21 protein-coding genes are annotated in these 23243 nt (G+C 38.9%); 13 read left to right on the top strand and 8 right to left on the bottom strand.

Going from position 1 to position 23243, the window contains the following annotated elements; all coding sequences use genetic code 11:
* Positions 1-282 precede the first annotated feature (282 nt).
* The 4 genes from ACM0OX_RS08835 to ACM0OX_RS08820 all read right to left on the bottom strand — a co-directional run bounded on the left by ACM0OX_RS08835 (position 283) and on the right by ACM0OX_RS08820 (position 3635).
* Positions 283-1044 carry a hypothetical protein gene (locus ACM0OX_RS08835; protein WP_414514543.1) on the bottom strand — a complete coding sequence of 254 codons (762 nt, stop codon included), beginning with the start codon at positions 1042-1044 and terminating at the stop codon, positions 283-285.
* The gene (locus ACM0OX_RS08830; RefSeq protein ID WP_414514542.1) at positions 1041-2174 is read right to left on the bottom strand and encodes an AAA family ATPase; all 1134 of its coding nucleotides are present in this window, start codon (positions 2172-2174) and stop codon (positions 1041-1043) included. Before ACM0OX_RS08830 ends, ACM0OX_RS08835 begins: the two co-directional genes overlap by 4 nt.
* A gap of 426 nt (positions 2175-2600) precedes the next feature.
* Positions 2601-2795 carry a hypothetical protein gene (locus tag ACM0OX_RS08825; RefSeq protein ID WP_414514541.1) on the bottom strand — a complete coding sequence of 65 codons (195 nt, stop codon included), beginning with the start codon at positions 2793-2795 and terminating at the stop codon, positions 2601-2603.
* Between the two features lie 18 nt (positions 2796-2813).
* Positions 2814-3635, bottom strand: coding sequence for an Rpn family recombination-promoting nuclease/putative transposase (locus tag ACM0OX_RS08820; protein ID WP_414514540.1), 822 nt, complete (start codon positions 3633-3635; stop codon positions 2814-2816).
* A gap of 236 nt (positions 3636-3871) precedes the next feature.
* Between ACM0OX_RS08820 and ACM0OX_RS08815 the strand changes: the two genes are divergently transcribed.
* The 4 genes from ACM0OX_RS08815 (at position 3872) to ACM0OX_RS08800 (ending at position 8013) form a co-directional block, all read left to right on the top strand.
* Positions 3872-5305, top strand: coding sequence for a BCD family MFS transporter (locus ACM0OX_RS08815; protein WP_414514539.1), 1434 nt, complete (start codon positions 3872-3874; stop codon positions 5303-5305).
* A gap of 63 nt (positions 5306-5368) precedes the next feature.
* Complete coding sequence (locus ACM0OX_RS08810) at positions 5369-6175, top strand: inositol monophosphatase family protein (RefSeq protein ID WP_414514538.1); 807 nt, start codon at positions 5369-5371, stop codon at positions 6173-6175.
* Positions 6176-6391: 216 nt separating this feature from the next.
* Positions 6392-6964 carry a hypothetical protein gene (locus tag ACM0OX_RS08805; RefSeq protein WP_414514537.1) on the top strand — a complete coding sequence of 191 codons (573 nt, stop codon included), beginning with the start codon at positions 6392-6394 and terminating at the stop codon, positions 6962-6964.
* A gap of 95 nt (positions 6965-7059) precedes the next feature.
* Complete coding sequence (locus ACM0OX_RS08800) at positions 7060-8013, top strand: MDR/zinc-dependent alcohol dehydrogenase-like family protein (protein WP_414514536.1); 954 nt, start codon at positions 7060-7062, stop codon at positions 8011-8013.
* Between the two features lie 88 nt (positions 8014-8101).
* Here ACM0OX_RS08800 and ACM0OX_RS08795 read toward each other — a convergent pair whose 3' ends face one another.
* The 4 genes from ACM0OX_RS08795 to ACM0OX_RS08780 form a co-directional block, all read right to left on the bottom strand.
* The gene (locus ACM0OX_RS08795) at positions 8102-8389 is read right to left on the bottom strand and encodes a hypothetical protein (protein ID WP_335198912.1); all 288 of its coding nucleotides are present in this window, start codon (positions 8387-8389) and stop codon (positions 8102-8104) included.
* Between the two features lie 105 nt (positions 8390-8494).
* Positions 8495-9565 carry a chlorophyll synthase ChlG gene (chlG, locus tag ACM0OX_RS08790; RefSeq protein WP_414514535.1) on the bottom strand — a complete coding sequence of 357 codons (1071 nt, stop codon included), beginning with the start codon at positions 9563-9565 and terminating at the stop codon, positions 8495-8497.
* Between the two features lie 92 nt (positions 9566-9657).
* A complete protein-coding gene (locus tag ACM0OX_RS08785; RefSeq protein WP_414514534.1) occupies positions 9658-10758 on the bottom strand; it encodes an ArsA family ATPase in 1101 nt (366 codons plus the stop codon).
* A gap of 120 nt (positions 10759-10878) precedes the next feature.
* Positions 10879-11070, bottom strand: coding sequence for a DUF2862 domain-containing protein (locus tag ACM0OX_RS08780; protein ID WP_334768076.1), 192 nt, complete (start codon positions 11068-11070; stop codon positions 10879-10881).
* A 231-nt stretch (positions 11071-11301) separates the two neighbouring features.
* Between ACM0OX_RS08780 and ACM0OX_RS08775 the strand changes: the two genes are divergently transcribed.
* From ACM0OX_RS08775 to ACM0OX_RS08735, 9 genes are all read left to right on the top strand, one after another.
* Positions 11302-12078, top strand: a complete 777-nt coding sequence (locus ACM0OX_RS08775; protein WP_414514533.1) for a Uma2 family endonuclease — start codon at positions 11302-11304, stop codon at positions 12076-12078.
* A 378-nt stretch (positions 12079-12456) separates the two neighbouring features.
* Positions 12457-13305 carry an ABC transporter permease gene (locus ACM0OX_RS08770; protein WP_414514545.1) on the top strand — a complete coding sequence of 283 codons (849 nt, stop codon included), beginning with the start codon at positions 12457-12459 and terminating at the stop codon, positions 13303-13305.
* Positions 13306-13475: 170 nt separating this feature from the next.
* Positions 13476-14789 carry an ABC transporter ATP-binding protein gene (locus tag ACM0OX_RS08765; protein ID WP_414514532.1) on the top strand — a complete coding sequence of 438 codons (1314 nt, stop codon included), beginning with the start codon at positions 13476-13478 and terminating at the stop codon, positions 14787-14789.
* Complete coding sequence (locus ACM0OX_RS08760) at positions 14782-16617, top strand: methyltransferase domain-containing protein (protein WP_414514531.1); 1836 nt, start codon at positions 14782-14784, stop codon at positions 16615-16617. Before ACM0OX_RS08765 ends, ACM0OX_RS08760 begins: the two co-directional genes overlap by 8 nt.
* A 75-nt stretch (positions 16618-16692) precedes the next feature.
* On the top strand, positions 16693-18408 hold the full coding sequence (locus ACM0OX_RS08755; RefSeq protein WP_414514530.1) for a methyltransferase domain-containing protein: 1716 nt from the start codon (positions 16693-16695) through the stop codon (positions 18406-18408).
* Positions 18409-18437: 29 nt separating this feature from the next.
* Positions 18438-20054, top strand: coding sequence for a glycosyltransferase family 4 protein (locus ACM0OX_RS08750; RefSeq protein WP_414514529.1), 1617 nt, complete (start codon positions 18438-18440; stop codon positions 20052-20054).
* On the top strand, positions 20051-20974 hold the full coding sequence (locus tag ACM0OX_RS08745; protein WP_414514528.1) for a glycosyltransferase family 2 protein: 924 nt from the start codon (positions 20051-20053) through the stop codon (positions 20972-20974). The genes ACM0OX_RS08750 and ACM0OX_RS08745 overlap by 4 nt, the downstream gene beginning before the upstream one ends.
* Positions 20971-22146, top strand: coding sequence for a glycosyltransferase family 4 protein (locus ACM0OX_RS08740; protein WP_414514527.1), 1176 nt, complete (start codon positions 20971-20973; stop codon positions 22144-22146). The genes ACM0OX_RS08745 and ACM0OX_RS08740 overlap by 4 nt, the downstream gene beginning before the upstream one ends.
* A gap of 246 nt (positions 22147-22392) precedes the next feature.
* Positions 22393-23145 carry a glycosyltransferase family 2 protein gene (locus tag ACM0OX_RS08735; protein WP_414514526.1) on the top strand — a complete coding sequence of 251 codons (753 nt, stop codon included), beginning with the start codon at positions 22393-22395 and terminating at the stop codon, positions 23143-23145.
* Positions 23146-23243: the final 98 nt, after the last annotated feature.

Raw genomic sequence — 23243 nt, 5'->3', positions numbered from 1 at the left:
TCTAATTCCTTTTGATTTGCGTTCTCTCATATCGCTTTTAGTCTAAACTCCAGTAGTAAGTATTACTCTTAGATTTACTATAAAATCTTTTGTAGTGCTGTTTTTGCTTGTATCAGGCTTGTATCAAATAGTCTTCATTAACTGGGACTCTCATTGTAGTTGCTGGAGTGCGATCGCTATTTTTTAGGTACTTCCTCCTCAAGGTGTGATAAGTTTGTGTTCAACATTTTTGATTTTTATAATGTATTGTTATAGGTAATGCTGCGAATAAGGCATTGGGCATTAAAGATTTGGTGCGTCATTAGTATTAAGTTCAGTAACCGCTTTTCCAGCGTTAATTAAAGATAGTGCAAAAGCAGCATATCCATTCGGACAGGAGATTTTGAGAATAGCTAAATTAATCTGAAAAGCTAAGTTCCATCGAATTTTAAGCGGACGTTGATTGCTACTTTCTTCAGAGAGATAACTTGATTCTGCAATCGCTTTCTCTAAAATATCTTTTGTACCATCTAAATCCTCTAAACCTTCAAATTTTTCAAGCTCTACATCTAAAATATTTGAAACAGTTTGAGTGTCAGCCAGCAACCACGTCTCAAAATTTCTAATCGCTAAACCTCCTGCACTACGATTATTGATTGGTTGCTCGTTGACATCTAAGTGATTGTCACGAATTTTATTCAAAGCACGCTCTAAATCCCGTTGCCTTTGAGATAAATTATCATCTGCATCAACCACAATGAGGATCATGTCTACCTCCTCAGGTTTCCAAGAGATAACTACCTGTGCTAAATATTTTGGATCTAAAACTGAATGTCCAGTTCTTCGTTTAAAACACTTACTTTCGCTGCTTGATGGGTGTCTCTGGACAAAATCACAATCAGGTAATCCAGCGCTTTCAAGCTCTTGCCTAATTAAGGTATGAAGTGCTCCCTCATTATTTCTTTCAATAACCTTTCCACCGTCTTCTGGTTTGATATACGGAATACTTGCTCCAAGTTCTGCCTCTCCTTCAGCAATTAGCCCAATACGAATCGGACGATTCATACCGGATTGCCTCCAAATGTATTCGTAAACCAAAGCTCACCTAACTCTCCATCATAAGCTTCCAGCGCTTTCTGGAAACGCACAGAATCTGTGGGTAAAGTATGGACTTGAGTTTTCCCTTCGTTATCTAGCTCAACGGCACGTACTTGGTGAGGTTCAATATAATTTAGTAGTACAGGAGAATGAGTTGTGATTAACACTTGAACAGGCTTACCAGTAATTCCTTCTGTCGAGATAATTTTTAATAGCTCTATCATTTTGTGCAACAGCCAAGGATGAACTCCATTCTCTATTTCCTCAAAGCAAACGATACTTGGAGTGTTCTCTTGATAAAGTGCGGTTAGAAAAGCTAGGATTCTAAGTGTTCCATCTGAGATGTCATAAGCGGGAATATGATGTTCTGAATATCTATCAATTAATTCCAGTAAAAAGGTTTGATTGTCTCCACGGGGCAATACAATTCTTTCTATATTAGGAACGAGCCGCGTCAAACGATCCTCTAATTCGTCAAAACTTTTACGATTAGCGTGCAAAATATCAACTAGAGCATAGGTAATTCCTTGTCCAGTCCTGCCCATACTGCCAGTTGATGCGGCTTTACTAGACAGATCAACTGGGGCAAAATCATAAATACTAACTTTTCTGAGAGCATTTGCAAGCGGAGAATCTGAGTATTCATTAGAAACCAGAAATTCTCTTAGTTCCCTTGTATAGTTATTTGTTTGACTGCGAGTCTTTTCAATATTTCTTAAACAAACTTTTCGCTGAGGATAATCAAGATGAACTGATAGGTCTAAAAAGTTTTTAGATTTTTCAACATGAATGCTTTCTGTTGTAGTGAGGGTACTGACCTCAAACAAAAAATAATCTAGCTTTCCATGCCAGAATTTAGATTCAATGCTTGGCTGGTTCTTGCTTACAGTCTTTAAAGACTCTGCAAAAAAGTCGATTATATGATTAGTATCTGTATTATCTATAAGTCTTTGAAGAAAATTAGATAATACAGCAAGAGCTTCACAAATATTCGACTTTCCAGAACCATTAGGCCCAATGAATACGGTTAATGGTTCTAAAGCTACTTCAGTATCGAAGAGGCTCTTATAGTGCTGAACTCTTATTTTAGATAACATCTGTTCGATAGTAAGCAGATTTAGATATTGTATAACAGTTCTAAATGCTCGGTAACATCTGAATCCCCTGCTTCCATCCTTTACCCTCAATACACGATTCTATAAACTCAGCCCACAGAATCTTGTCTGCTGAATCTGAGCAGATGTATCCCCATGCTAATTAAGCCAAACTTATCAAATGGGATAAAATGGAAGTTTTGAGAGGTGTAAATGATATGCCTTACTATGCTGAGGCGTTTAGGGCGTTTTTGGGGAGTGTAGAGGGGGTATGTAAACCTTAGCAGATCCAATTCGATGAAGTCATGAACATCCGAATCTGTCACATTTTGGCATGATCGCTCTGGAAACCATAAAAGGACAATTGAGGATTCTTATCAAGCTCTCCTCATTTTGCAAAAATATCACAACAGACATAAAATGCCCATTCTATGTATTTTGTTGTGTGGCAAGCTGGACAGCTTCTATATCAACATTGAGATGTTGAGCAATCTGCTCCACACTCATCCCTGTTTTTAGTAACAGAGGGACGGTAAGTTTCAATATTTCAGTTTTCCGTTCTTCTCGACCCTCGGCTTTCGCTTCCTGATTAACTCTTGTTTGCTCCAAAGTCAATCCCAGCATAGCTTCAACTTCCTCATTCTATGTGGTTGACTGTGCAGCAATCTGGACAGCTTCTATATCAACATTGAGATGTTGAGCAATCTGTTCCATACTCATGCCTGTTTTTAGCAACAGAGGGACGGTAAGTTTCAACATTTCAGCTTCGCGTTCTTCTCGGCCTTCTTCTCGACCCTCTTCTCGACCCTCGGCTTTCGCTTCCTGATAAACCCTTGTTTGCTCCAAAGTCAATCCCAACATAGCTTCAACTTCCTCTCTACTCAAGGTCGAAAACTTATAAACGACGATTGTGGTGATGATGTCTAGTATTTCGTTTTTCGGCAGCATGTCCGTTGACTCTAATTTTACCCGCTCAATCAATTGCTTTGCTTGCTCTGCCATCACTTCATCCGATGCTAGAGTCAACTGCATCAAGTTGATGCCTATTGGCTGCTGATTCGTTGCGCCTAACTCATCTAAATAGATTCGCTGCACTTGGTCGCTGTTGAGAAATATTCGATGAGTTTTTTGATCTCTTGGTTCCAAAGAGCGTGATGAAAAAATTACCACACAGAACCAGTCATCGTACTGAGAACGATTTCGATTCAGGTACATCAGCGACTCGGTAAAGAATCGATGGTAAAGGGCTTCATCTTTTTGGAATTGAACTTCAGCAAAAAAGATCACCCTGGATGTTGCACCCTCTGGAGGTAAAAATACACCATCGATGCGGAAAGCGGTTTCTTTGACTTCAGGTGATTCAAATCGATAGTTTTGCCCTTGCAGAGGAGGATTATCAACCAGTTCAAAGAGTAACCCAGGAAAGCGCTTAAAAATTTGATAGTAAATGGAGTCTCGTTTCACTATTTCATCCTAAAATTCTCTCGTTATGCGTAGGCCTAGCCCGTCGTAGACATCGCAGATTACAACCAATCCCTAAAAATTAATCCTAACTTGGCTGAAGCACACCCTAATTGAGATGTATAATCGCTTGCCAAATCGCAACTTCAACTTTTCGTTCGCTGATTTGGAGTGAGTAGGGTTTATCTTTATTTAAAGAGAGAGAGATTAAATCCTATAAACCATACGAAAAAGTAGCTATGGCAAGCGGTGAAGTATTTGATACCAAAACAAAATCCCTATCTGTGCCAAGGGTAAACCTGCTGACCATGTTTCGGCTGGGTTTATTTCAGATGGGGTTGAGCATGATGTCTATCTTGACTCTGGGAGTACTAAATAGAGTCATGATTCAAGAAATAGCAATTCCGGCGACGCTGGTATCAGTAGTTTTAGCACTGCCTTTATTTGTTGCTCCTTCCCGTATCTGGTTCGGCCAGATTTCCGATGCCAAGCCGTTATGGGGATATCATCGTACAGCTTATGTTTGGGTGGGCGCGGCAATATTTGCGATCGCAGCCTTTTTAGCTATACAAGTAATCTGGCAGCTTAATATAGCTGGAAATAGTGCAGGTACTTGGGTATGGACAACCCAAACAATCGGCTGGACAGCACTTTTGGCTTTAGTTTTCGCTGTCTACGGTCTAGGAATTTGTGCTAGCGGTACTGCTTTTGCTGCTTTGTTGGTGGATATATCTGAAGAAGATAACCGTTCCAAAGTAGTCGGTGTAGTTTGGTCGATGCTAATGGTGGGGATTATTGTTGGGGCGATTATTAGTGCCAAGTTACTACAGCCATTAACATTAGGTGCTTCCATATCAACCTTGCAGCCAGCAATCAACAGATTGTTTTTTATCGTCCCAGCAATTGTATTTGGTTTAGCGATCGCAGCGACATTCGGCGTAGAAAAAAAGTACTCTCAATACTCAACCCGTTCCACACTGCTGAACCGGGAAGACAGCATTACTCTAGGTAATGCTTGGAAAATATTGACAGCTAGCCCACAGACAGGTGTGTTTTTCACCTTTTTATTGGTGATGACTATCAGTTTGTTTATGCAAGACCCAGTTTTGGAACCTTATGCGGGTCAAGTGTTTAAAATGCCCCTAGCGGAAAGTACCAAATTAAATATTTTTTATGGAACGGGTTTGCTGATTGCCTACGGCGTTACGGGCTTTTATATTGTCCCGCGTTTGGGTAAGCGCAGAACCGCACGTTTTGGCTGTATGTTGGTAGCATTCTGTGCAATATTGCTAGGTATATCAGGATTCACAGCTAATGCAGCGGTTCTCAAACTAGGTTTGTTCTTTTTCGGTTTAGCCGCAGGTTTCTTAACTACAGCAGCAATTAGCTTGATGTTGGATCTAACCGCAGCAGAAGCCGCAGGTACGTTTATTGGGGCCTGGGGATTAGCGCAGTCCCTCTCTAGAGGAATCGCGGTGGTAATCGGAGGTACAGTTTTAGATATTGGACGCAAGCTGCTACCAAGCCTAGAACTAGCTTATGGACTGGTATTCGTTCTAGAAGCCGTGGGAATGTTGCTGTCGATTTGGTTTCTAAATCGGGTGAACATCACAGAATTTCAAACAAGTACCAAGCAAGCGATCGCTTCAGTTTTGGAAAGCGATTTAGACTAAACTGTATAGGTCATGGGGCATGGGACAAATGACCAATGACAAATGACAAATGACAAATAACCAATGAATGATTTTTGGACAACAATTCTTGAGTTTGCCCAAACTACCACTACCAGAGTGGGCAAGCAGCTAATGCAAGATTTTGGGAAAGTACAGGCTGACCAAAAAGCTGATGGTAGTTTGGTGACGCAAGCAGATAAATGGGCAGATCAGGAAATTCGGGATGCGATCGCTTCTAATTTCTCTGGTTACGGCATTTTGAGCGAAGAGAGCGATAAATCATTTCCCGGTACTGAGTGGTGCTGGGTAATTGACCCTCTCGATGGTACAACCAACTTCACACGCGGCATTCCCATCTGGACAATATCTCTGGGTTTACTATATCGAGGTACACCTATTTTCGGGTATGTTTACGCACCAACTTTGAATCAAGCTTTTCATGGTTTCTGGGCAGGTTCATCTGGTTTAGCAACACCAACAGGAGCATTTCTCAACCACCACCCCATCCACACTAGTATTGATAGTCCCAGCAATAATCACTTTTTTAACCTCTGTTCCCGTAGCACCGCAGCTATCAAAAACGGCTTTCCTTGCAAAATTCGGATGTTGGGTGTAGCTAGCTATAACTTTTTGACAGTTGCCACTGGGGCTACTCTCGGTGGTATTGAAGCTACACCAAAAGTTTGGGACTTAGCCGGGGCTTGGGTAATTGTCCAGGCTGCTGGTGGCGTTTGGTCATCACTCAAATCAGAGCCGTTTCCATTGTCACCGGGAGAAGATTATAGCGATCGCTCTTTTCCCACCCTTGTGGTTAGTCGTCCCGAATTAATTCCGGTATTTCAACCTTTTCTCGAAGGCGTAAAAATTTAATTTGCAGCTCGTTAAACTGGAAACAGTGATTTTGTCAACTAGCCTAGTGGACAACAGCATAACCGATATTAAACTTAACAAAACCCTAGTTCAACAAAGAATTGAGTATAAATAAAGCTGGTAATAATCCTGATTTAAGTGCAAAACCAGTGTAGTTATTAATTTAAGTAGTGTTGTGACTTTCATTACACTGGTTAATTTAGTATAAAAAATTTTATGTTGTCTAATCTAGATTTAATTCGAGAGTTTGTGCAAAACTCTATTCAGAAAAAAGATATTTTGTTGTCAAATCCTGTTTTGACAGCGCAAACAGTGTATAAAATCAATCAACTGACAGCAAAATCTGAAGGCGTAATTGCCACTGCTCAACTATCTAACACCTTATCTGAATTCTCAATTTCTCCAAAATCAACCCAGTGGGAATTGATAAATCAGGCATTAGCAGAATATAGTTATATCCTCAAAGGAGAAGTAGATAGTCGGGGTTTCTATCAGTATCAATACTGCGAAGTTCCCAAAGGCTATCAAATGAATTGTACTAAATGTGTCATTCTATGGCGAGCCTGGTGGAAATATTGTAAGTATAATTCCAGGGCAGGAATTCCGTTGGAACTTCTGATTAGAACACGAGATTCATGGTATCCAATTAGAGATTTAATAATCAGTGACGGACTTCTCTATATCAAAACCTTGGGGAGTGAGATTGCACTTGGCTCAGACGACTTAGTTACTTGGTTAAGTAAAGTTGATGTAACCAAAATTAAAGACATACCTTCTACAGAGGCATAGGGGTGGGTATGTCGGTACAGATGTATACCCTTATATTTGTAAACATTTTTCCAAGTGATTATGACTACATAATTAGGCAAAGGATGTGAAGAGAAATGAAAGGACTTTGGCTCGAAAACAACCATTTGCAATTACGCACAGATATTCCCGTTCCTGAACCGCCACCAGGAGAAGCCTTAGTACGCGTCTTACGTGCAGGTATCTGTAACACTGACCTGGAACTACTCAGAGGCTACTATCCTTACACTGGTATTTTGGGGCATGAATTTGTCGGCATTGTCGAACAAGGGCCAGAACACTTAGTTAACCAACGCGTAGTTGGAGAAATCAACGCTGTGTGTGGGCATTGTCGGTTTTGTCGTAGTGGACAACCAACTCACTGCGAAAATCGTACAGTTCTGGGTATTGTCAACCGCAACGGAGCCTTTAGTGAATATCTCTGTTTGCCGGTGGAGAACCTGCATTTAGTACCCGATAATGTGCCGACAGAAGTAGCAACATTTACTGAACCTATAGCAGCAGCTTTGGAAATTCAGCAGCAAGTGCCATTGCATCCAAACCATCGGGTGCTAGTGGTTGGAGACGGCAAACTAGGGCAGTTAGTAGCCCAGACACTAGCTCTAAATGGCTGTGAACTCGTAGCTGTGGGGCGTCATCGAGACAAACTGGCTAACTTAGAAGCACGGGGGATAAAAACGAGTCTAGCCGACGCTGTTACAGATGGATATTTCGATATCTCAGTAGAATGCACTGGCAACCCAGAAGGATTTGCGATCGCCCGCCGCGCCTTACGTCCCCGTGGTACTCTTGTACTGAAAAGTACTTATGCTGGCAACCTCAGCCTAGATGCTTCTTCTCTAGTAGTGGATGAAATCACCCTTATCGGCTCCCGTTGTGGCCCCTTTACTCCGGCTCTCCAGCTACTAGCCACAGGAAAAGTTGATGTGCAACCCCTGATTCATGCCACCTATCCTCTTATTGAAGGGCTTGCAGCTTTTGAACACGCTCAGGGTCGGGGTGTTTTAAAGATATTATTGGAGATTAGTTAATAGTCATTTGTCATTTGTCATTTGTCATTTGTCATAGGTTATTCCTCTTGTCTCTCTTATCTCCCTCATCTCTACCAGTCCCCAGTCTCTAATACAGATAAGGATTCGTCTTCGGTTGATAGTCAGAACAATGAATCGCTTCTTCTGTATTGGCAATAGATGGGCGTACAGTACATTTAAGACGGTAATTATCAGTAAAAAATTGGCAACCAGTACAGGGGATTTGATGCATTTGCTTGGCTGTAGTTACACTATCTCGCGCCGCTGCCCAGAGGCTCAAAACAACGAGAATAGTTACAGTCCAAGCACCGATAAAACAAATCGGAATTAACAAAGGTTGAATCCCATGAATGAGGAAAGATATCAGTTTAAACACGTTATGTCCTGATACAAATTAGGAATTAAAAGTATATTACCTCTTAACCGGAGGCAGGACGTCTCCGGTTTTACTCCTAATTCCTGACTTTTCCAGAAGTATAAGTTAAACGCCAGCATGACCCAGGGCTAAACCTGTTACTAGCATTCCCAGAACAAGAAAAGGTTGGGCGCTGGCTTGGTACTTAACATCATTTTTCACGGGGTCACGTAGGAAATACATATCCTGCAAGGTAATTTGCGGGATGATTAACAGTACTAGTATTGCTGCATACAAATTCTCATGGATGCTGACGAGATAAGCTGCAATCAATCCTTGAAAAACATCAATTGTCACTACACAAATCCAAGATGCGGTGGTGATGCCAAACATTACAGGTAGTGAATTTAATCCTAACTGGCGATCGCCTTCTACACTCTTGAAGTCATTGACAATGGCAATACCCAATCCAGCCAAGCTGTAGAACATTGTCAAAATCACAATTGTGGAATTCAGTTCGCCAAATAAAGCGTGTCCTGTAGACCAAGGTAGGGTAATGTAGCTTGCACCCAAAGCGTAGCTGCCTAGCCAGCCGTTTTGCTTGAGTTTCAGGGGAGGCGCAGAATAAATATAAGCGATGAAAGAACCGATAATCGCGATCGCTGTAATTGTGGGGAATTCATGACCAGACCACACATCGAGCACAAATGCCAAACTAATGCCAGCAATCAGTAATACCCAAATCTGAATAATTACTTGAGGTAGGGGAATTGCACCAGAGGGAATCGGGCGATAAGGTTCATTAATGGCATCGATTTCGCGATCGTAGTAATCATTAAGGATTTGGGTGTAACCTGTCATCAATGGCCCAGCCAATAACATACAGGCTGCTACCTTCAAGACATTTTCCAGCGTCCAAGTATAGTTACCAGAAGAAGCCGCACCACAGACTACACCCCAAATTAGGGGAATCCAGGTAATCGGCTTCATTAGCTGTAAACGAATTTTCCAAATCGAAGTTTCCCCAGACGCTGCACCTTTCATCCCCAACATCTGCCTAGTTTTCGCATTGCGATCGGCAGATGCGTTCGCCCTTGGCGTTGGCAGAGCCATCGCTTGCTCATTGGGATTATTTACTACTGAGTCCAATGCCTCAGATGGGTTAGGGTCTGGGGTAATGGGAGTTGATTCTGACATAAAGCGTATTTTTTTTAGAGTGAGGAGTTAGGAGTTAAAAGTTATGAATTATTGTTTTATTCCTAACTCGTCACTCCTAACTCCTAACTAAATTAAAACGAAATTATCAAATAATTATTCTGAAACTTTGCTCCAGCAACGGGTCTGCCACTCAGAGCCGGGGGTAAGGGAATATTGCGCCGCTGATCTCCTGCTTCTACCGTGACTTCTGGCCCATATTGGGTAAGTTTGACCTGCTTTTTGTCAAATCCTGGCAAGAATAAGCGTACTTGACGATTGTGGATGTCTATTTCAATCGGTTTGGGAGCCTGTAAAGCTTGTGCTTCAAAGTTGGGTAGAGCGTCTATCAGTGGTTGCCAATCACCCGTGGGCGAGTTAGGAACGACGCTCACAGGTAGGGGTATAAATTCCTCTGACAGGTTGACATTTGTCCCGTTAGACACAAGCAGAACACCACCAACAGTTAAACCGATTTGTTGAGCGCTACCCCATAAATAACGAGCATTTGCGACCTCAATCGGATCTCCTGTAGTCACTAAGAAAGCAACAAGACGCTTGGGATCTGCCAGAGCGGCTCTACCCTTTTCTAAGAAATTATTGACTTGGTTAGTGGGAGCGGCAAAGTTATCTGCTGTCCAGTTGACATTGAAAAAACTGCTAATCAGAGGTTGAATCAAAGGTGATTCAGTAATCGTCTTCCCCAAGTCGGAGTTGACAAATAATTGCCGGAATCGCCGGACATACCAACTCAGAGACTCTGGCAAACCCAACATTCGCAGCGTTAAAGAGTCGCCCGTGCCATCGTAGACGATCGCATCATATTTGCCACTGGCATCATATTCGCGGATAGCATTCAGTGCCAGGGCGTTGTCCATCCCCGGCAAGACTACCAGTTCTTGACCAAAAACGTCTTTGAAGATGGGTGTGCGGAGATATTGCGCCTCAAGTTTCTTCACTTCGTCCCAGTTGCGTTCTAGTAGAACAGATGCTTGAAACTGGACTACTTGCAAATTGGGAGCGATTTCCTGGGGATCGGCAGCAATGGGAGTGCCCAGCAGGATTTGCAATGTTGGTTCTGCTTGTCCTGCTAGGAGTACGCGCTTGCCTTGACTTGCCAATAATTTGGCGGCGGCGATCGCAATTTTGGTACGAGCGGTGCCGCCTTTGCCCAAAAATGTCAATATTAGAGCCATTAGTTGATTCCTATTTTCACCGCCGATCTTTTCAACTCCAACTTAGCACTCAACAAAGACTCTCAACCTGTGCTTAAAATTTCAGATACCAAGAAAAACTTGGATCTGAGTTCTTTACTACTACACAGGTTTGATTTCATCTTCAAAAAACCAAGTGGAATAATTATCGTCAAACAGCAGCACTACACCGATACCACCACCATCGGTAACTTTGTAGCCTTGGATAATACCCACTTGTCCGAGTTTTTTTACAACTGGGGGAGAAACGCGATCGCGCAAACGATAGACTTTAACCTTTTGTCCGATTTCCATGCCTGATTACAATTCAGATAAACCAAGTCTCAGTGTAGCGGAATCCGTGACTCTGCTCTCATAAATTCAGTGGAGATGAGGAGTGAGGGAGAGAATCGTAACTCCTACCTTCTGACCTAAGAACTTAAAATTAACAACAGGTGCGATCGCAAAGACTTAGTGCTAGTGGAACATTTGCGATCGTTAGAGGTTCATCCAGATAGCTTGAGTTAAGCAACAAAGGTAGTAGTCATGTATCAAACAGATCCACCCCGTCCGCCACAAGAAACAATGCCTACGATGTATGATTTACCCAGTGAATTAGTGGGGGAATCAGGTTTGCCAGATGAATTTCACCGAATTCAGGCAGATTTGCTCAGTGAGACTTGTCAGCCTCTTGCTTATCCATCTGAGGAAATTTTGCTTGCTAGCGACTTAAATCTTTACTACGATCCCCGCCATCCTTTGTGGTACAAGCGTCCTGATTGGTACATGGTTTTAGGATTACCTAGTGCTAGCCAACAGCAAGACCTACGCTTAAGTTACGTTATTTGGCAAGAAGGAATTGATCCATTTTTAGTAGTTGAATTACTTTCACCTGGTACAGAACAAGAAGACTTAGGAAAAACACTGCGGGAAGTAAACCGACCCCCAACGAAGTGGGAAGTATATGAACAGATTTTACGGGTTCCCTACTACGTTATCTACGATCGCTATGAAAACCATTTGCGTGCCTTTAAGCTCAATGGCACTCGTTACGAAGCAATATCTTTACCAGAGAACCGCCTATGGTTAGAAGAGTTAGAGCTAGGATTGGGTCTTTGGCAAGGTAGTTATCAGCAGACAACAGGTTTGTGGTTGCGTTGGTATAATTCTGCGGGTTGGGTGCCGACTCGAAGAGAACAAGCTGAACAGGAACGCCAAAGGGCTGAACAGGAACGCCAAAGGGCTGAACAGGAACGCCAACGGGCTGATCGATTAGCAGAGTATTTGCGATCGCAAGGAATTGATCCAGATAACTTGAGTTAAGCAAAAACTCCCATCCTTAAGAAAGAAGGAGCCTGACAAACAGACGTTATATTTGTAGTAAAAATACACTTGACAAGATTCTATTTATTGTATGATCCACAAGATAATTTGGATACAATTTTCTAGTGATGATAGATTCTAAAAGCACTGAAGAGATTTCCAACAAATAAATTATCCAATCTTATGAGGTGGACATCCTGCCTACCCACATTTAACCAAAGGCGTGTAAGATACGCACATCACAAGAAGTAGTTGGATATTTTTTCTATTTGAAAGTGCCTGAAAAAGGAACTTTCATAAATATAATAGGCTTCAGTGAGAGCAATTAGGTGAGCGGATAGTGAGTAGTAAGCGAGGAAGCAAAAATTGTTGCCGACAATGCGGGGAGTTGTACGTAAGGTAGGGAGATGGAGGCGTATCTTGCCCATAGATGAACAGTTATGGGTAAAGTTCGACTTATTAAGAACTCTAGTACGCCGGGATTTAGAGGCACGTTACAAGGGTTCTATTTTAGGTAACTTGTGGCCTTTGCTAAATCAGCTATCCCAGTTACTGATTTATACTTATGTATTTTCCACTGTGTTGAAAGTGAAGCTGACTACTCTCAAGGGTTTACCAGAAAATGATTTTACCTTTGGTTTGTGGCTATTTGCAGGCTTACTTCCTTGGATTGCTTTTACGGGTGGTCTCACGCAGTCCGCTAATTCGGTACTAGGACAACCAAATTTAGTCAAGAAGGTGGTATTTCCTTTAACTTTATTACCCCTAGTGCCAATTTTGTCAACATTCATTGAGAGTTCCTTTGGTTTAATGGCATTGATTTTTTTCGTGGCGATCAATGCTCATACTTTACATACTAGCTTGGCGCTATTACCCTTGATCTGGTTAACACAGTTATTGCTAACAGCAGGGTTGGGCTATTTAACAGCCGGACTAACTGTATTTTTGCGAGATATCCCGCAGACTTTAGGAGTAATTTTAAATATTTGGTTTTATGCAACACCGCTTGTCTATCCAGTATCAGCAGTTCCAGAGGAATGGCGGAGTTTGGTATTCTGGTTAAATCCAATGGCAGCGATCGCAGAGGTTTATCGTGACATAGTTTTAGTTGGAGAAGTAAAGCACTGGGGTGAATGGGGAGTTGCTTGTGTCATAGCAACAATTATATTTTGTTGTGGTTTTACAGTATACAAGCATTTGCGTCCAGCTTTTGCCGACGTGTTGTAGTCAAGGCTTGATTAGTTAGCCGCTTTTAAAACAAGCAAATGCTAACGTGAACTGTATATGTAGATAGCGATATAATTCAACCACAAGCCAAAATTATAATGAAGTAACTAATTTTTAATTGATAAATTTGTACCGTGTGAAATTCATTATTAGTTTAAGTATGCAGTGTTATGGGTGAGGAGATTGTAATTTCACTGAAGAATATCTCAAAGTGCTACAAGCGTTATGCTCGTCCGGTAGATAGGCTCAAAGAAACTTTACTACCTAGTAAGAGCCACGCTCAAGAATTTTGGGCATTGCGGGATATTAACTTAGAAATTACTAAAGGAGAGAAATTAGGAATTATTGGTCAAAATGGTTCTGGGAAAAGTACATTACTACAAATCATTGCTAGAACCTTGACAGCAACTACAGGAGATGTCTGGATTCACGGCAGAGTTTCAGCTTTACTAGAACTAGGCAGCGGATTTAATCCTGAATTTACTGGAAGACAAAATGTATTTTTCAATGGACAAATTTTAGGGTTAAGTCGTGAAGAAATCGAAGCAAAATACAATGAGATAGTGGAATTTGCTGATATCGGAGATTTTATCGATCAGCCTGTTAAAACTTATTCAAGTGGTATGTTCGTGAGATTAGCATTTGCAGTTGCAGTAAGTGTTGATCCTGACATTCTAATTGTAGATGAAGCACTAGCAGTTGGAGATATTTACTTTCAGCAGAAATGTTTTGAGCGGATTAGAAATCTAACACGTATGGGAACAACACTTTTATTTGTTTCCCATGACTCGTCTGTTGTACATAAAATCTGTAACAGAGCTTTATTTATGGAAGCAGGAAATTTAGTGTTGGATGCTAAACCAAGGCAAGTAATTGATTTATATGAAGCCAAGCTGTTACAAAAAAAAGATATACGATCGGAAACAGTAGAAATTCAAATGGTTCCAGATTCTAATTATGTTACTTCTGAGGAAAATAAAGAATTTTTAGATATAACCTCAGAATCAGTACAAGAAGTGGTTATTAATGCGCCAGAAGTAAGCATAGAATTTGTGAGGTTTTTAGATGAAACAGAACGAGAAATAAAAGTTGTAATTAGTGAGCAGTTATTACAGATTTCCGTAGGAGTTTTATTTTCCCAGTATTTTGAAGATCCCCATATTGGTTTTAAAATACGGGAAAGAACAGGTGAGGTAATTTTTGAAACTAATACTCTATGTATGGGGAAAAAAATAGGTCGAGTAGAAAGTGGTACTTTACTGGAGATTTGCTTTAAGTTTAAAGTGCCTTTGATGGAGGGTGAATATACAATTACATTTGGTGTAGCTGATAGTGCAATTGGGGAAAGTTTATTTCAGAGAACATTAGTTTATGCTCATAATGTCGCCGCATTAAAAGTTCTCAGAAACAAAGACTCAATACTGTGGTCAGGTATAGTAAATCTTTCTCCTTCTATTTCTATTCATAAATATACTTATGTTTGACTCTATAATTAAACAGGCAAAACAGACAGAATATGACTTTAGAAAAACTACTAATCCAGAAGATCCTTTGTTACATCTTTTTGATGAGTGGATTGATTATTACAAACTCAAATCTGCGATCGCTCAGGAATTAAAACCTACTAATATCCTAGAAATAGGAGTACGTTTTGGTTATTCTGCCGCAGCTTTCCTACACGGATACCCTAATACTAAATATACTGGTATTGACTTAGATACCAATGATTTTGGTGGTGTCAAAGGTGCAATTAATTGGGCAAAAGAAATTACTAAGCAGTTTAATACTGAATTTATTATTGCTGATACACAGGTAATGAAACGCTTGCCTGGTAATGTCTACGATCTTATTCATGTGGATGGGCAACAAAATGGAGATGGTTCCTTTCATGATTTGGAACTTGCTATTAAGCAATCCCACTATGTGTTGGTAGATGGATACATGTGGACGCAGCAGAACTTTATGGCAGTTAGTGATTTCTTATTTAGATATGCTGATTTGCTCGATTGGTATGGTGTAATACCAGGTTATGCCGGAGAGTTATTAATAAAAGTTTCTAATAATTATTTAAGTGAGCTTGAAGAACACCACCACAATACTAATTCTAGTCTAGACATTCGTCAAAGTTATACTAGTCACTACTATACTCAAGACTGTAGCGGATTTGATACTTATAAACAAAATCAAGGGAAGAAGTTAGAAGATCCAAGATTGCAATCTGTAGCAGCGATCGCTAGTTTGAAAGCATCAGGACGAGTACTTGACATTGGTTGTGGGCGAGGTGAACTTAGTTATTATTTTGCTCGTCAAGGTTTTGCGGTTACATCTATTGACTATTCACCAAATGCCATTGAACTAGCAAAAAATTGTTTTAATGGAGAAGCTGAGTTAGCAGCCAACGTAGAATTCATCTGCGATCATGTCTGCAATGTACAACTTCCAGATAAGTATGATCTAGCACTAGCTTCTGACGTAATTGAACACTTAGCTTTTGAAGAACTAGATGCGCTTTATCAGCAAGTCGCCCACAGTCTTAAACAAGACGGATTATTTGTTGTGCATACTTTTCCAAATCTTTGGTATTACAAATATGAATATCCACGTAAAAGGAAAATTGCTGCTTCTGTTGGTGCCTACCTACCACCACAGCCCCGCTCAAGATATGAGCTACTAATGCATATTAATGAACAATCGCCAAGGATTTTGAAAAAGCAATTAAGCAAACACTTTAACCATGTATGTTTATGGTTTGGTGATACCCAAAATCCAGGTGGAAGTTTAGTAAAAAAGTTTTCTACAAGAGAAATAGGTGCAGCGACTAGTCTATTTGTAGTTGCTTCGCATCGACCCATAAATCGGGAACATCTGAAGAGTAGTTTACAAATGTTCCCTATCCCACCCATCTCTGCTGGAAAAATCAAGATATTTGTGAAAGATCATCCAAAAGTAGTAAATGTAGATAGTGAATTTGAAATTAAATTAGAAATTGAAAACTCTAGCAAATTTACTCTTAATAGTTATGGTTCTCATCCAGTTCACATTTCGTATCATTGGATGAATGAACAATCTACCGATTACATTGTTTTTGAGGGACAACGAACAAAGATATTTCCCCACTTAAATAGCTCTGAAGATATAGTGTTGAAACACTTATTCAATAAAGTACCTAAAGAAACGTATAAAATTAAACTTAGATCGCTAGCACAAAAAGGTAACTATATCCTGAGAGTTACATTGGTACAGGAAGGTGTACGCTGGTTTGATGTAGCGCCAACTTATTTAATGAAGGACATTGAAATCAGGGTTATATAAGCATTAATTAAATACCATATCTAATCTAGAAATTAAAATCATATCAAGAAATAATTGAGGTTAAGTAATAAATAAATGATTGAATCCAATTATCCTGAAACTAATATTGATGAATTAATACATAAAGATGTTGAGCATGTTAGCAAAAATCAAGCTCATTCTCAGTTAGTAGATTCACAATCTCATCTAGACACATCAAACTTGAAGTTAAGTATTAGTTATATTGAAACTTTTATTGAAAATGCAGAATCTCGCTCAAGTGCCCGTACAAAGTGGCCAGATAAACTTAATCTTTTTCCTTTCAATTTAAGTGGTAAGTTGCAAAAACTTATTCTAAAAATCGTGAACTTTATCTTTAAAGATCAACGAGAAATCAATTTTAGTATAATTAATTCTCTAAAAGAGTCTGTAGCACTTAATCACCAGCTAGTGGAACACATTGCGACTTTAAAAACGCAAGTGGATAACAACATCCAAGGGCTAGATGATCGCCTGATTTCTATGGATAATCGCTTTCCAGGATTGGATGAGCGCCTGGTTGCTATGGATAATCGTTTTCCAGAGTTGGATGAGCGACTGGTTGCTATGGATAATCGCTTTCCAGAGTTGGATGAGCGCCTGATTGCTATGGATAATCGCCTTCCAGAGTTGGATGAGTGCTTAGTTACTCTGGATAACAGCATCCAACAATTAGATAGGCGCTTGATTACTGTAGAGAATCGCTTTCAAGGGTTGGATGAGCGCTTAGTTACTCTGGATAATAGCATCCAAGGAATAGATGACAGCTTAAATGCTATTCATACTTTAATTACCAACTGGCTAACTGGCATTCAAGAACGTTTGGATACTCTGAATCGTCTAGTGCAAGAAATAGATGAGCATAAAAATATTGTAGATGCTCGTATTGAAAGAATGGGCGATCAATTAATTACAACAGATAATCGTATAAATACAGCAAATGCTCGTATTCAAGAAATCAATGAGCATTACATCAGAAACGATAGTTACCTCAAAAATGACTTAATGCAGCAAAAGCGTTTAATAACAGTGTTTTTGGAAGAAGCAAGAAAACGTTTACCAGAACCTTTCACTCAAAAAGAGTTAGAAACCTTTGTAAATGAAGACATGCACTTTTTAGATGCCTTTTATGCTGCATTTGAAGAGCAGTTTCGAGGTAGTCGGGAAGAAATATTAGACAGATTAAAAGTTTATTTGCCATTGATTGAGGAAGCAAAGATAGGCACACATGAATCACCAATTTTAGATGTAGGTTGTGGGCGTGGTGAATGGCTGGAGTTGCTACAGGAATCTGGATATACAGCCAGAGGTCTGGATATCAACAAAGTAATGGTAGAACAATCCCGCTCCAGGGGGTTTGAGGTGATAGAAGCGGATGTAATGGTTTATGTACAATCTTTACCAGATAGTAGCTTAGGAATGATAACTGGTTTTCATATTATTGAGCATCTAACTTTTACAAAGTTAATGAAATTTTTCACTGAAGTAGTCAGGGTACTTAAGCCTGGTGGATTAGCCATTTTTGAAACACCTAATCCTCAAAATGTATTAGTTGGTAGTTGTAATTTTTATTTCGATCCCACGCATCACAATCCTTTGCCAAGCTCCATGATTAAATTTATTCTGGAAACGCAAGGTCTACACCAAGTAAAAATTCTCAATCTTCACCCTTACCCAGAAACTTATAAGCTTAGTGGTTCTGAGGTAGCTGAACGATTTAATGATTACTTTTACGGAGCGCAAGATTATGCAGTTGTTGGATACAAATTATAGACTCAAAAATTGAATGTATTAATTACCATATGAGCGAATTACAACCATCTCTAAGAATTGCTATAGATTTAACTCCTCTACGACCTGGTGGTGAAAATGGAGGCGCTAAAGTTTTAGTATTGACCCTACTAAAGCAATTTCAAGAATTAGCACCTCATCATTATTTCTTACTCCTTACAGCTCCTTGGAATCATTTAGAATTAGCCCAATACGAGACTAATAGGATGGAGCGACTATTAGTTCCTGATTCAATTGATACACCAAAAAACAATAATTTGGGGCTTTTCTCTAGACTTGTAAAAAAAATAGTTAATAAAATTAACTTTAATTTCAATAATTTTATAGGCTATAGCTCCTTACTGAAAGAAAATAAGATTAATTTACTATTTTGTCCTTTCTCTGCACCAACATATGCTGACAAAGATATTCCGTTAGTAGCTATTGCTTATGATTTGCAGCATTTAGACTACCAATTTTTCTTTACTGCTCAAGAACAGCAACATCGAACAAAATTTATAGTTGAGCTTCTTAATAAGTCCCAAAAAATCATTTGCATTTCAGATTTTACACGCCAATCATTTATCAAGCATTTTAAAACGCCCCCCGATAAACTTGCTGTTGTACCGATTTCTATTCATGAACGCCTAGTTGAATTAAATGAAAGCACTGTTATAGAGCATCTCAACAGTATAGGTTTAGCAGGACGAAAATATGCATTTTATCCTGCTAACTATTGGCCACATAAAAACCATCTTATCCTATTAACAGCCTATGGAATATATAAAAAACAGTTTCCAAATTCATTTTTAGATTTAGTTTTTACAGGTGCATTAGAACATGAAGAAAATCATTTAAAGGAAGCAGTAGACCTTATGGGTTTGAGCGAAAATATCCTATTTTTAGGATTTTTAAATCAAGAGACATTAACAGCTGTTTGGCAAGGTTGTCAATGTTTAATTTTCCCTTCATTATATGAAGGATTTGGGATTCCAACTTTAGAAGCAATGAAATTTGGTAAGCCAGTATTATCTAGTAATGCTGCTAGCTTACCAGAAGTTGGAGGAGATGCTGTTATCTATTTCGATCCTCGAAAACCAGATGAGATAGCATCATGTTTGGCCAAGATTAACGATAATCAATTATTAGTTGAACAACTGGTCAAAAAAGGGTTTCAAAGATTAGAGCTATTTGATGGTAAGGAAATGGCTTACCAATACTTAAGTATATTTGAAAAAGAGGCTTTAAATCAAAAGACATTAGTTCAAACCATGATTTCTGGCATTTATGATGATGGTTGGTCAGCACCTGAGTTTCATATTTCCATAGAGCCAGGTTTGTCAGGGCGAACTCTAGAGATTTTGTTTGAAACTCCTGAATTTTATCCAACCTCTAAAGCCACGATAAAATTACGCACTAAACAGAGAAAAGCTTCTTACAATTGCCTTCGGGGCGAATCACAGAAAGTTATTTGGCCACTTTTGCCTACAGGTGAAGTGGTAACAGTGCAAATATCGCCTAGCTTTCAACCTAGTCAACTAAATCTGAACTCGGATCAACGTCGGCTTGGGTTGATGGTGCGCCATTGTCGAGTAAACTTAGTTGATGGGTCATCTAGTTCAATTTTAGCATTAGAGAGTGTGGTGTGAACTTAAAATTTAGCGTTATTACACCTTCTTTTTGTCAGGGTTGTTTTATAGAAAGAACTATACAGAGTGTGCTATCTCAAGAATTGGCAGATACAGAAATGGAGTATGTAATCTGTGATGGTGCTAGTACAGATGGGACTGTAGAAATCTTAAAAAATTATGATAAGTATATAAAGTGGGTTTCAGAACCTGATAGAGGACAAGCAGATGCCGTTAATAAAGGTATCGCTATGACCACAGGTGACATAATTGCTTGGATTAATTCTGATGATATTTACTATCCAGGAACTTTTCAGGCAATTAAAGAGATTTTTGAATCTTATCCCAATATACAAGCTATATATGGTGATGCCGATCACATTGATGAACAAGACCGAGTTATTGAAGCTTATCCGACCGAGGATTGGAATTATCAACGTTTAATCGAAACTTGTTTTCTCTGCCAACCATCAGTATTTTTTCGCCGTAGTCTAGTTAAAAAATATGGCAACTTGAATGATTCTCTCAAGTACTGTATGGACTATGAATTGTGGCTTCGTTATGCGAAGAATACACCATTTCATTATATACCACGCAAGCTTTCTGGTTCCCGCTTATATAAAACTAATAAAACACTGGGTCAACGGATAGCTGTGCATTATGAAATAAATAATATGATGCATTCCAAATTTGGAAATGTACCAGATAAATGGATTTTTGCTTACGCACACGTAAAGATAGAAGAGACTTGGAAGTTAGACAGAACAAAACCTCTTCAAAACATGATTTTTGTGAATGCAGTAATTTTTAATAGTCTGTGGTCATTTTATCATTGGAAAAAATCGATTTCAGTTAAGGCATCAGTCAGGATGATTTGGTGGTTAATTGCTGCCAATATATTTCTGATTAAAAATTTAGTTTTACTATTGAAAAGATTATGAGGATCGGTTTTGATATTAGTCAAACTGGAAAAGCCAAGGCAGGATGTGGATACTTTGCTGATAGTCTTATAAAACATCTAGTAAGCTGCGACAACAATAATGAGTATTTGCTTTACTCCGCATTTGGAAACACTTTTTGGGATAAAGAGCATGGAACTAGTACGTGCCGCCTTCATAAAAGTAATTGTACTCATCTACTAGACCATTTATCACATCATGAATCTCTAGCTTTTTGGAGTACTTCAGCAGCAATTGATGAAGAAAAATTGGGAAATCCAGATATTGTTCACGGGAACAACTTTTCATGTCCTCGTTTTACTTCTGCTCGGTTTGTTTATACTTTATACGATCTGAGTTTCCTCGATCATCCAGAATATACTTCTGAGGAAAACCGATGGAATTGTTTTAATGGTGTTTTCAATGCAGCAATGCAAGCCGATTTAATTATTGCTATTTCTGAATATTCTAGACAACGATTTCTGGAAATATTTCCCCACTTTCCAATAGAAAGAACTCGTGTAGTCTATTTAGGAAGTCGTTTTCAGGATGGTGATAAAGAAAAACCTGTTGCTGACCTCGAACCTGATAATTTTTGGCTTTCTGTAGGTACTTTAGAACCAAGGAAAAATTTACGCCGAACTTTGTTGGCGTACAAAAAATATATCGATATTTATAACGATCCTAAACCTTTGGTTTTAGCAGGAGGACAAGGATGGTTAGAAGACGATCTTGAAAGTTTCATTGTCAATATAGGCTTGACTAAGCATATTCGTAGACTGGGGTATGTGGATGATGATACACTAAACTGGCTATATAAAAATTGTTGGGCATTTGTTTATCCATCAATTTATGAAGGATTTGGATTGCCAGTTTTAGAGGCAATGAATCTTGGCGCAGCTGTTATAACTTCTAATACTACGAGTTTACCTGAAGTTGGCAAAGATGCAGTTTTATATGTAGAGCCTACAAATGAAGCTGATATCGTGGCAGGATTTGCAAAACTTCAAGATGACAAATTGCGTCAGGTGTTGAGGTTTAATAGTCCAAGACAAGCCAATAATTTTTCCTGGTCGAAAGCAGCAAAGCAAGTAACTCAAGCATATATAGATGTTTTAGAACTTCCTAAAAAAACTTCTAAAAAAGAGATTAAAAAGCAATTTTTTATGAGCTAAATATAGTCATTTAACTATAGTATAAAAACGCTTAAACTAAATTTAGTTTTTAGAAAAGCTCATTCTCATTAGATAGTTTTTAACTATCGGCAGCAATACAACCTTGACAACTGTTGTAGTCTTACTTGAAATTACAAAAATATCAGTAACATTTTGATATGTTTGTCCAAAGTTTAGGAATTTTATTTTAAACATTTCTAGTTTCAGTTATTTGTTTTACAGTGATTAATAGGGGTAAAATATTATATGAGGTTATCTGTTATTATCCCTTGTTACAACGAATTGGGAACTATCAGCAAAGTTGTAGAAGGTGTAAAAGCATCTCCTGTAAAAGATTGTGAGATTATTATAGTAGATGATTGTTCAATAGACGGGATGAGAGAATTGCTTAAATCAAAATTAGAGTCACAGGTAGACCAAGTAATTTATCATCACAAAAACAGGGGTAAAGGTGCAGCTTTAAGAACTGGCTTTGCTGCGGCTACTGGGGATATTGTCATCGTTCAAGATGCAGATTTGGAATACGACCCGCAAGAATATCCCTTAATGATTAAACCGATTATTGATAATAAAGCTGATGTAGTTTTTGGTTCTCGTTTTCAAGGTGATAGACCTCATAGAGTTGTCTACTATTGGCACAGAGTGGGTAATGGCTTCTTAACAATGTTGTCTAATATATTTACCAATATAAATTTAACAGATATGGAAACATGTTATAAAGCTTTTCGACGTGAAATTATTCAATCTATCAAAATAGAAGAAAATCGATTTGGATTTGAACCTGAAATTACAGCTAAAATTGCCAAAATGGATTGTCGTATTTATGAGGTTGGTATATCTTATTATGGTCGGACTTATAAAGAAGGTAAAAAGATAGGTTGGAAAGATGGTTTTAGGGCAATTATATGTATTGTGAAGTATAATTTGCTGGCTAATCCTAAAACTTATAATTCGCTTTATGTGAATTATCATTCAGACACAAGTGTGACTCGCTCATAAAAACTTAATTAAATATTTTATTTTAAAAGTATTTAAGTTTTAATGTAATTTTTGGTATATTTTTAAGCTGTTGTATTCTGTCTGAATTTATCCTAACA

The organism is Nostoc sp. PCC 9305 (assembly GCF_963920915.1).
Taxonomy (GTDB): domain Bacteria; phylum Cyanobacteriota; class Cyanobacteriia; order Cyanobacteriales; family Nostocaceae; genus Nostoc.
The sequence above is the reverse complement of the archived record's forward strand: the minus strand, read 5'-3'. Positions and strand labels throughout refer to the sequence as shown.

Excerpts from the sequence above, each read along its gene's own strand:
- ACM0OX_RS08825 (WP_414514541.1), bottom strand. The coding sequence starts at position 2,795 with ATGCTGGGATTGACTTTGGAGCAAACAAGAGTTAATCAGGAAGCGAAA.
- ACM0OX_RS08755 (WP_414514530.1), top strand. The coding sequence starts at position 16,693 with ATGATTGAATCCAATTATCCTGAAACTAATATTGATGAATTAATACAT.
- ACM0OX_RS08780 (WP_334768076.1), bottom strand. The coding sequence starts at position 11,070 with ATGGAAATCGGACAAAAGGTTAAAGTCTATCGTTTGCGCGATCGCGTT.
- ACM0OX_RS08835 (WP_414514543.1), bottom strand. The coding sequence starts at position 1,044 with ATGAATCGTCCGATTCGTATTGGGCTAATTGCTGAAGGAGAGGCAGAA.
- ACM0OX_RS08765 (WP_414514532.1), top strand. The coding sequence starts at position 13,476 with ATGGGTGAGGAGATTGTAATTTCACTGAAGAATATCTCAAAGTGCTAC.
- ACM0OX_RS08740 (WP_414514527.1), top strand. The coding sequence starts at position 20,971 with ATGAGGATCGGTTTTGATATTAGTCAAACTGGAAAAGCCAAGGCAGGA.
- ACM0OX_RS08760 (WP_414514531.1), top strand. The coding sequence starts at position 14,782 with ATGTTTGACTCTATAATTAAACAGGCAAAACAGACAGAATATGACTTT.
- ACM0OX_RS08750 (WP_414514529.1), top strand. The coding sequence starts at position 18,438 with ATGAGCGAATTACAACCATCTCTAAGAATTGCTATAGATTTAACTCCT.
- ACM0OX_RS08815 (WP_414514539.1), top strand. The coding sequence starts at position 3,872 with ATGGCAAGCGGTGAAGTATTTGATACCAAAACAAAATCCCTATCTGTG.
- ACM0OX_RS08770 (WP_414514545.1), top strand. The coding sequence starts at position 12,457 with ATGCGGGGAGTTGTACGTAAGGTAGGGAGATGGAGGCGTATCTTGCCC.
- ACM0OX_RS08810 (WP_414514538.1), top strand. The coding sequence starts at position 5,369 with ATGAATGATTTTTGGACAACAATTCTTGAGTTTGCCCAAACTACCACT.
- ACM0OX_RS08805 (WP_414514537.1), top strand. The coding sequence starts at position 6,392 with ATGTTGTCTAATCTAGATTTAATTCGAGAGTTTGTGCAAAACTCTATT.
- ACM0OX_RS08800 (WP_414514536.1), top strand. The coding sequence starts at position 7,060 with ATGAAAGGACTTTGGCTCGAAAACAACCATTTGCAATTACGCACAGAT.
- ACM0OX_RS08785 (WP_414514534.1), bottom strand. The coding sequence starts at position 10,758 with ATGGCTCTAATATTGACATTTTTGGGCAAAGGCGGCACCGCTCGTACC.
- chlG (WP_414514535.1), bottom strand. The coding sequence starts at position 9,565 with ATGTCAGAATCAACTCCCATTACCCCAGACCCTAACCCATCTGAGGCA.
- ACM0OX_RS08735 (WP_414514526.1), top strand. The coding sequence starts at position 22,393 with ATGAGGTTATCTGTTATTATCCCTTGTTACAACGAATTGGGAACTATC.
- ACM0OX_RS08775 (WP_414514533.1), top strand. The coding sequence starts at position 11,302 with ATGTATCAAACAGATCCACCCCGTCCGCCACAAGAAACAATGCCTACG.
- ACM0OX_RS08830 (WP_414514542.1), bottom strand. The coding sequence starts at position 2,174 with ATGTTATCTAAAATAAGAGTTCAGCACTATAAGAGCCTCTTCGATACT.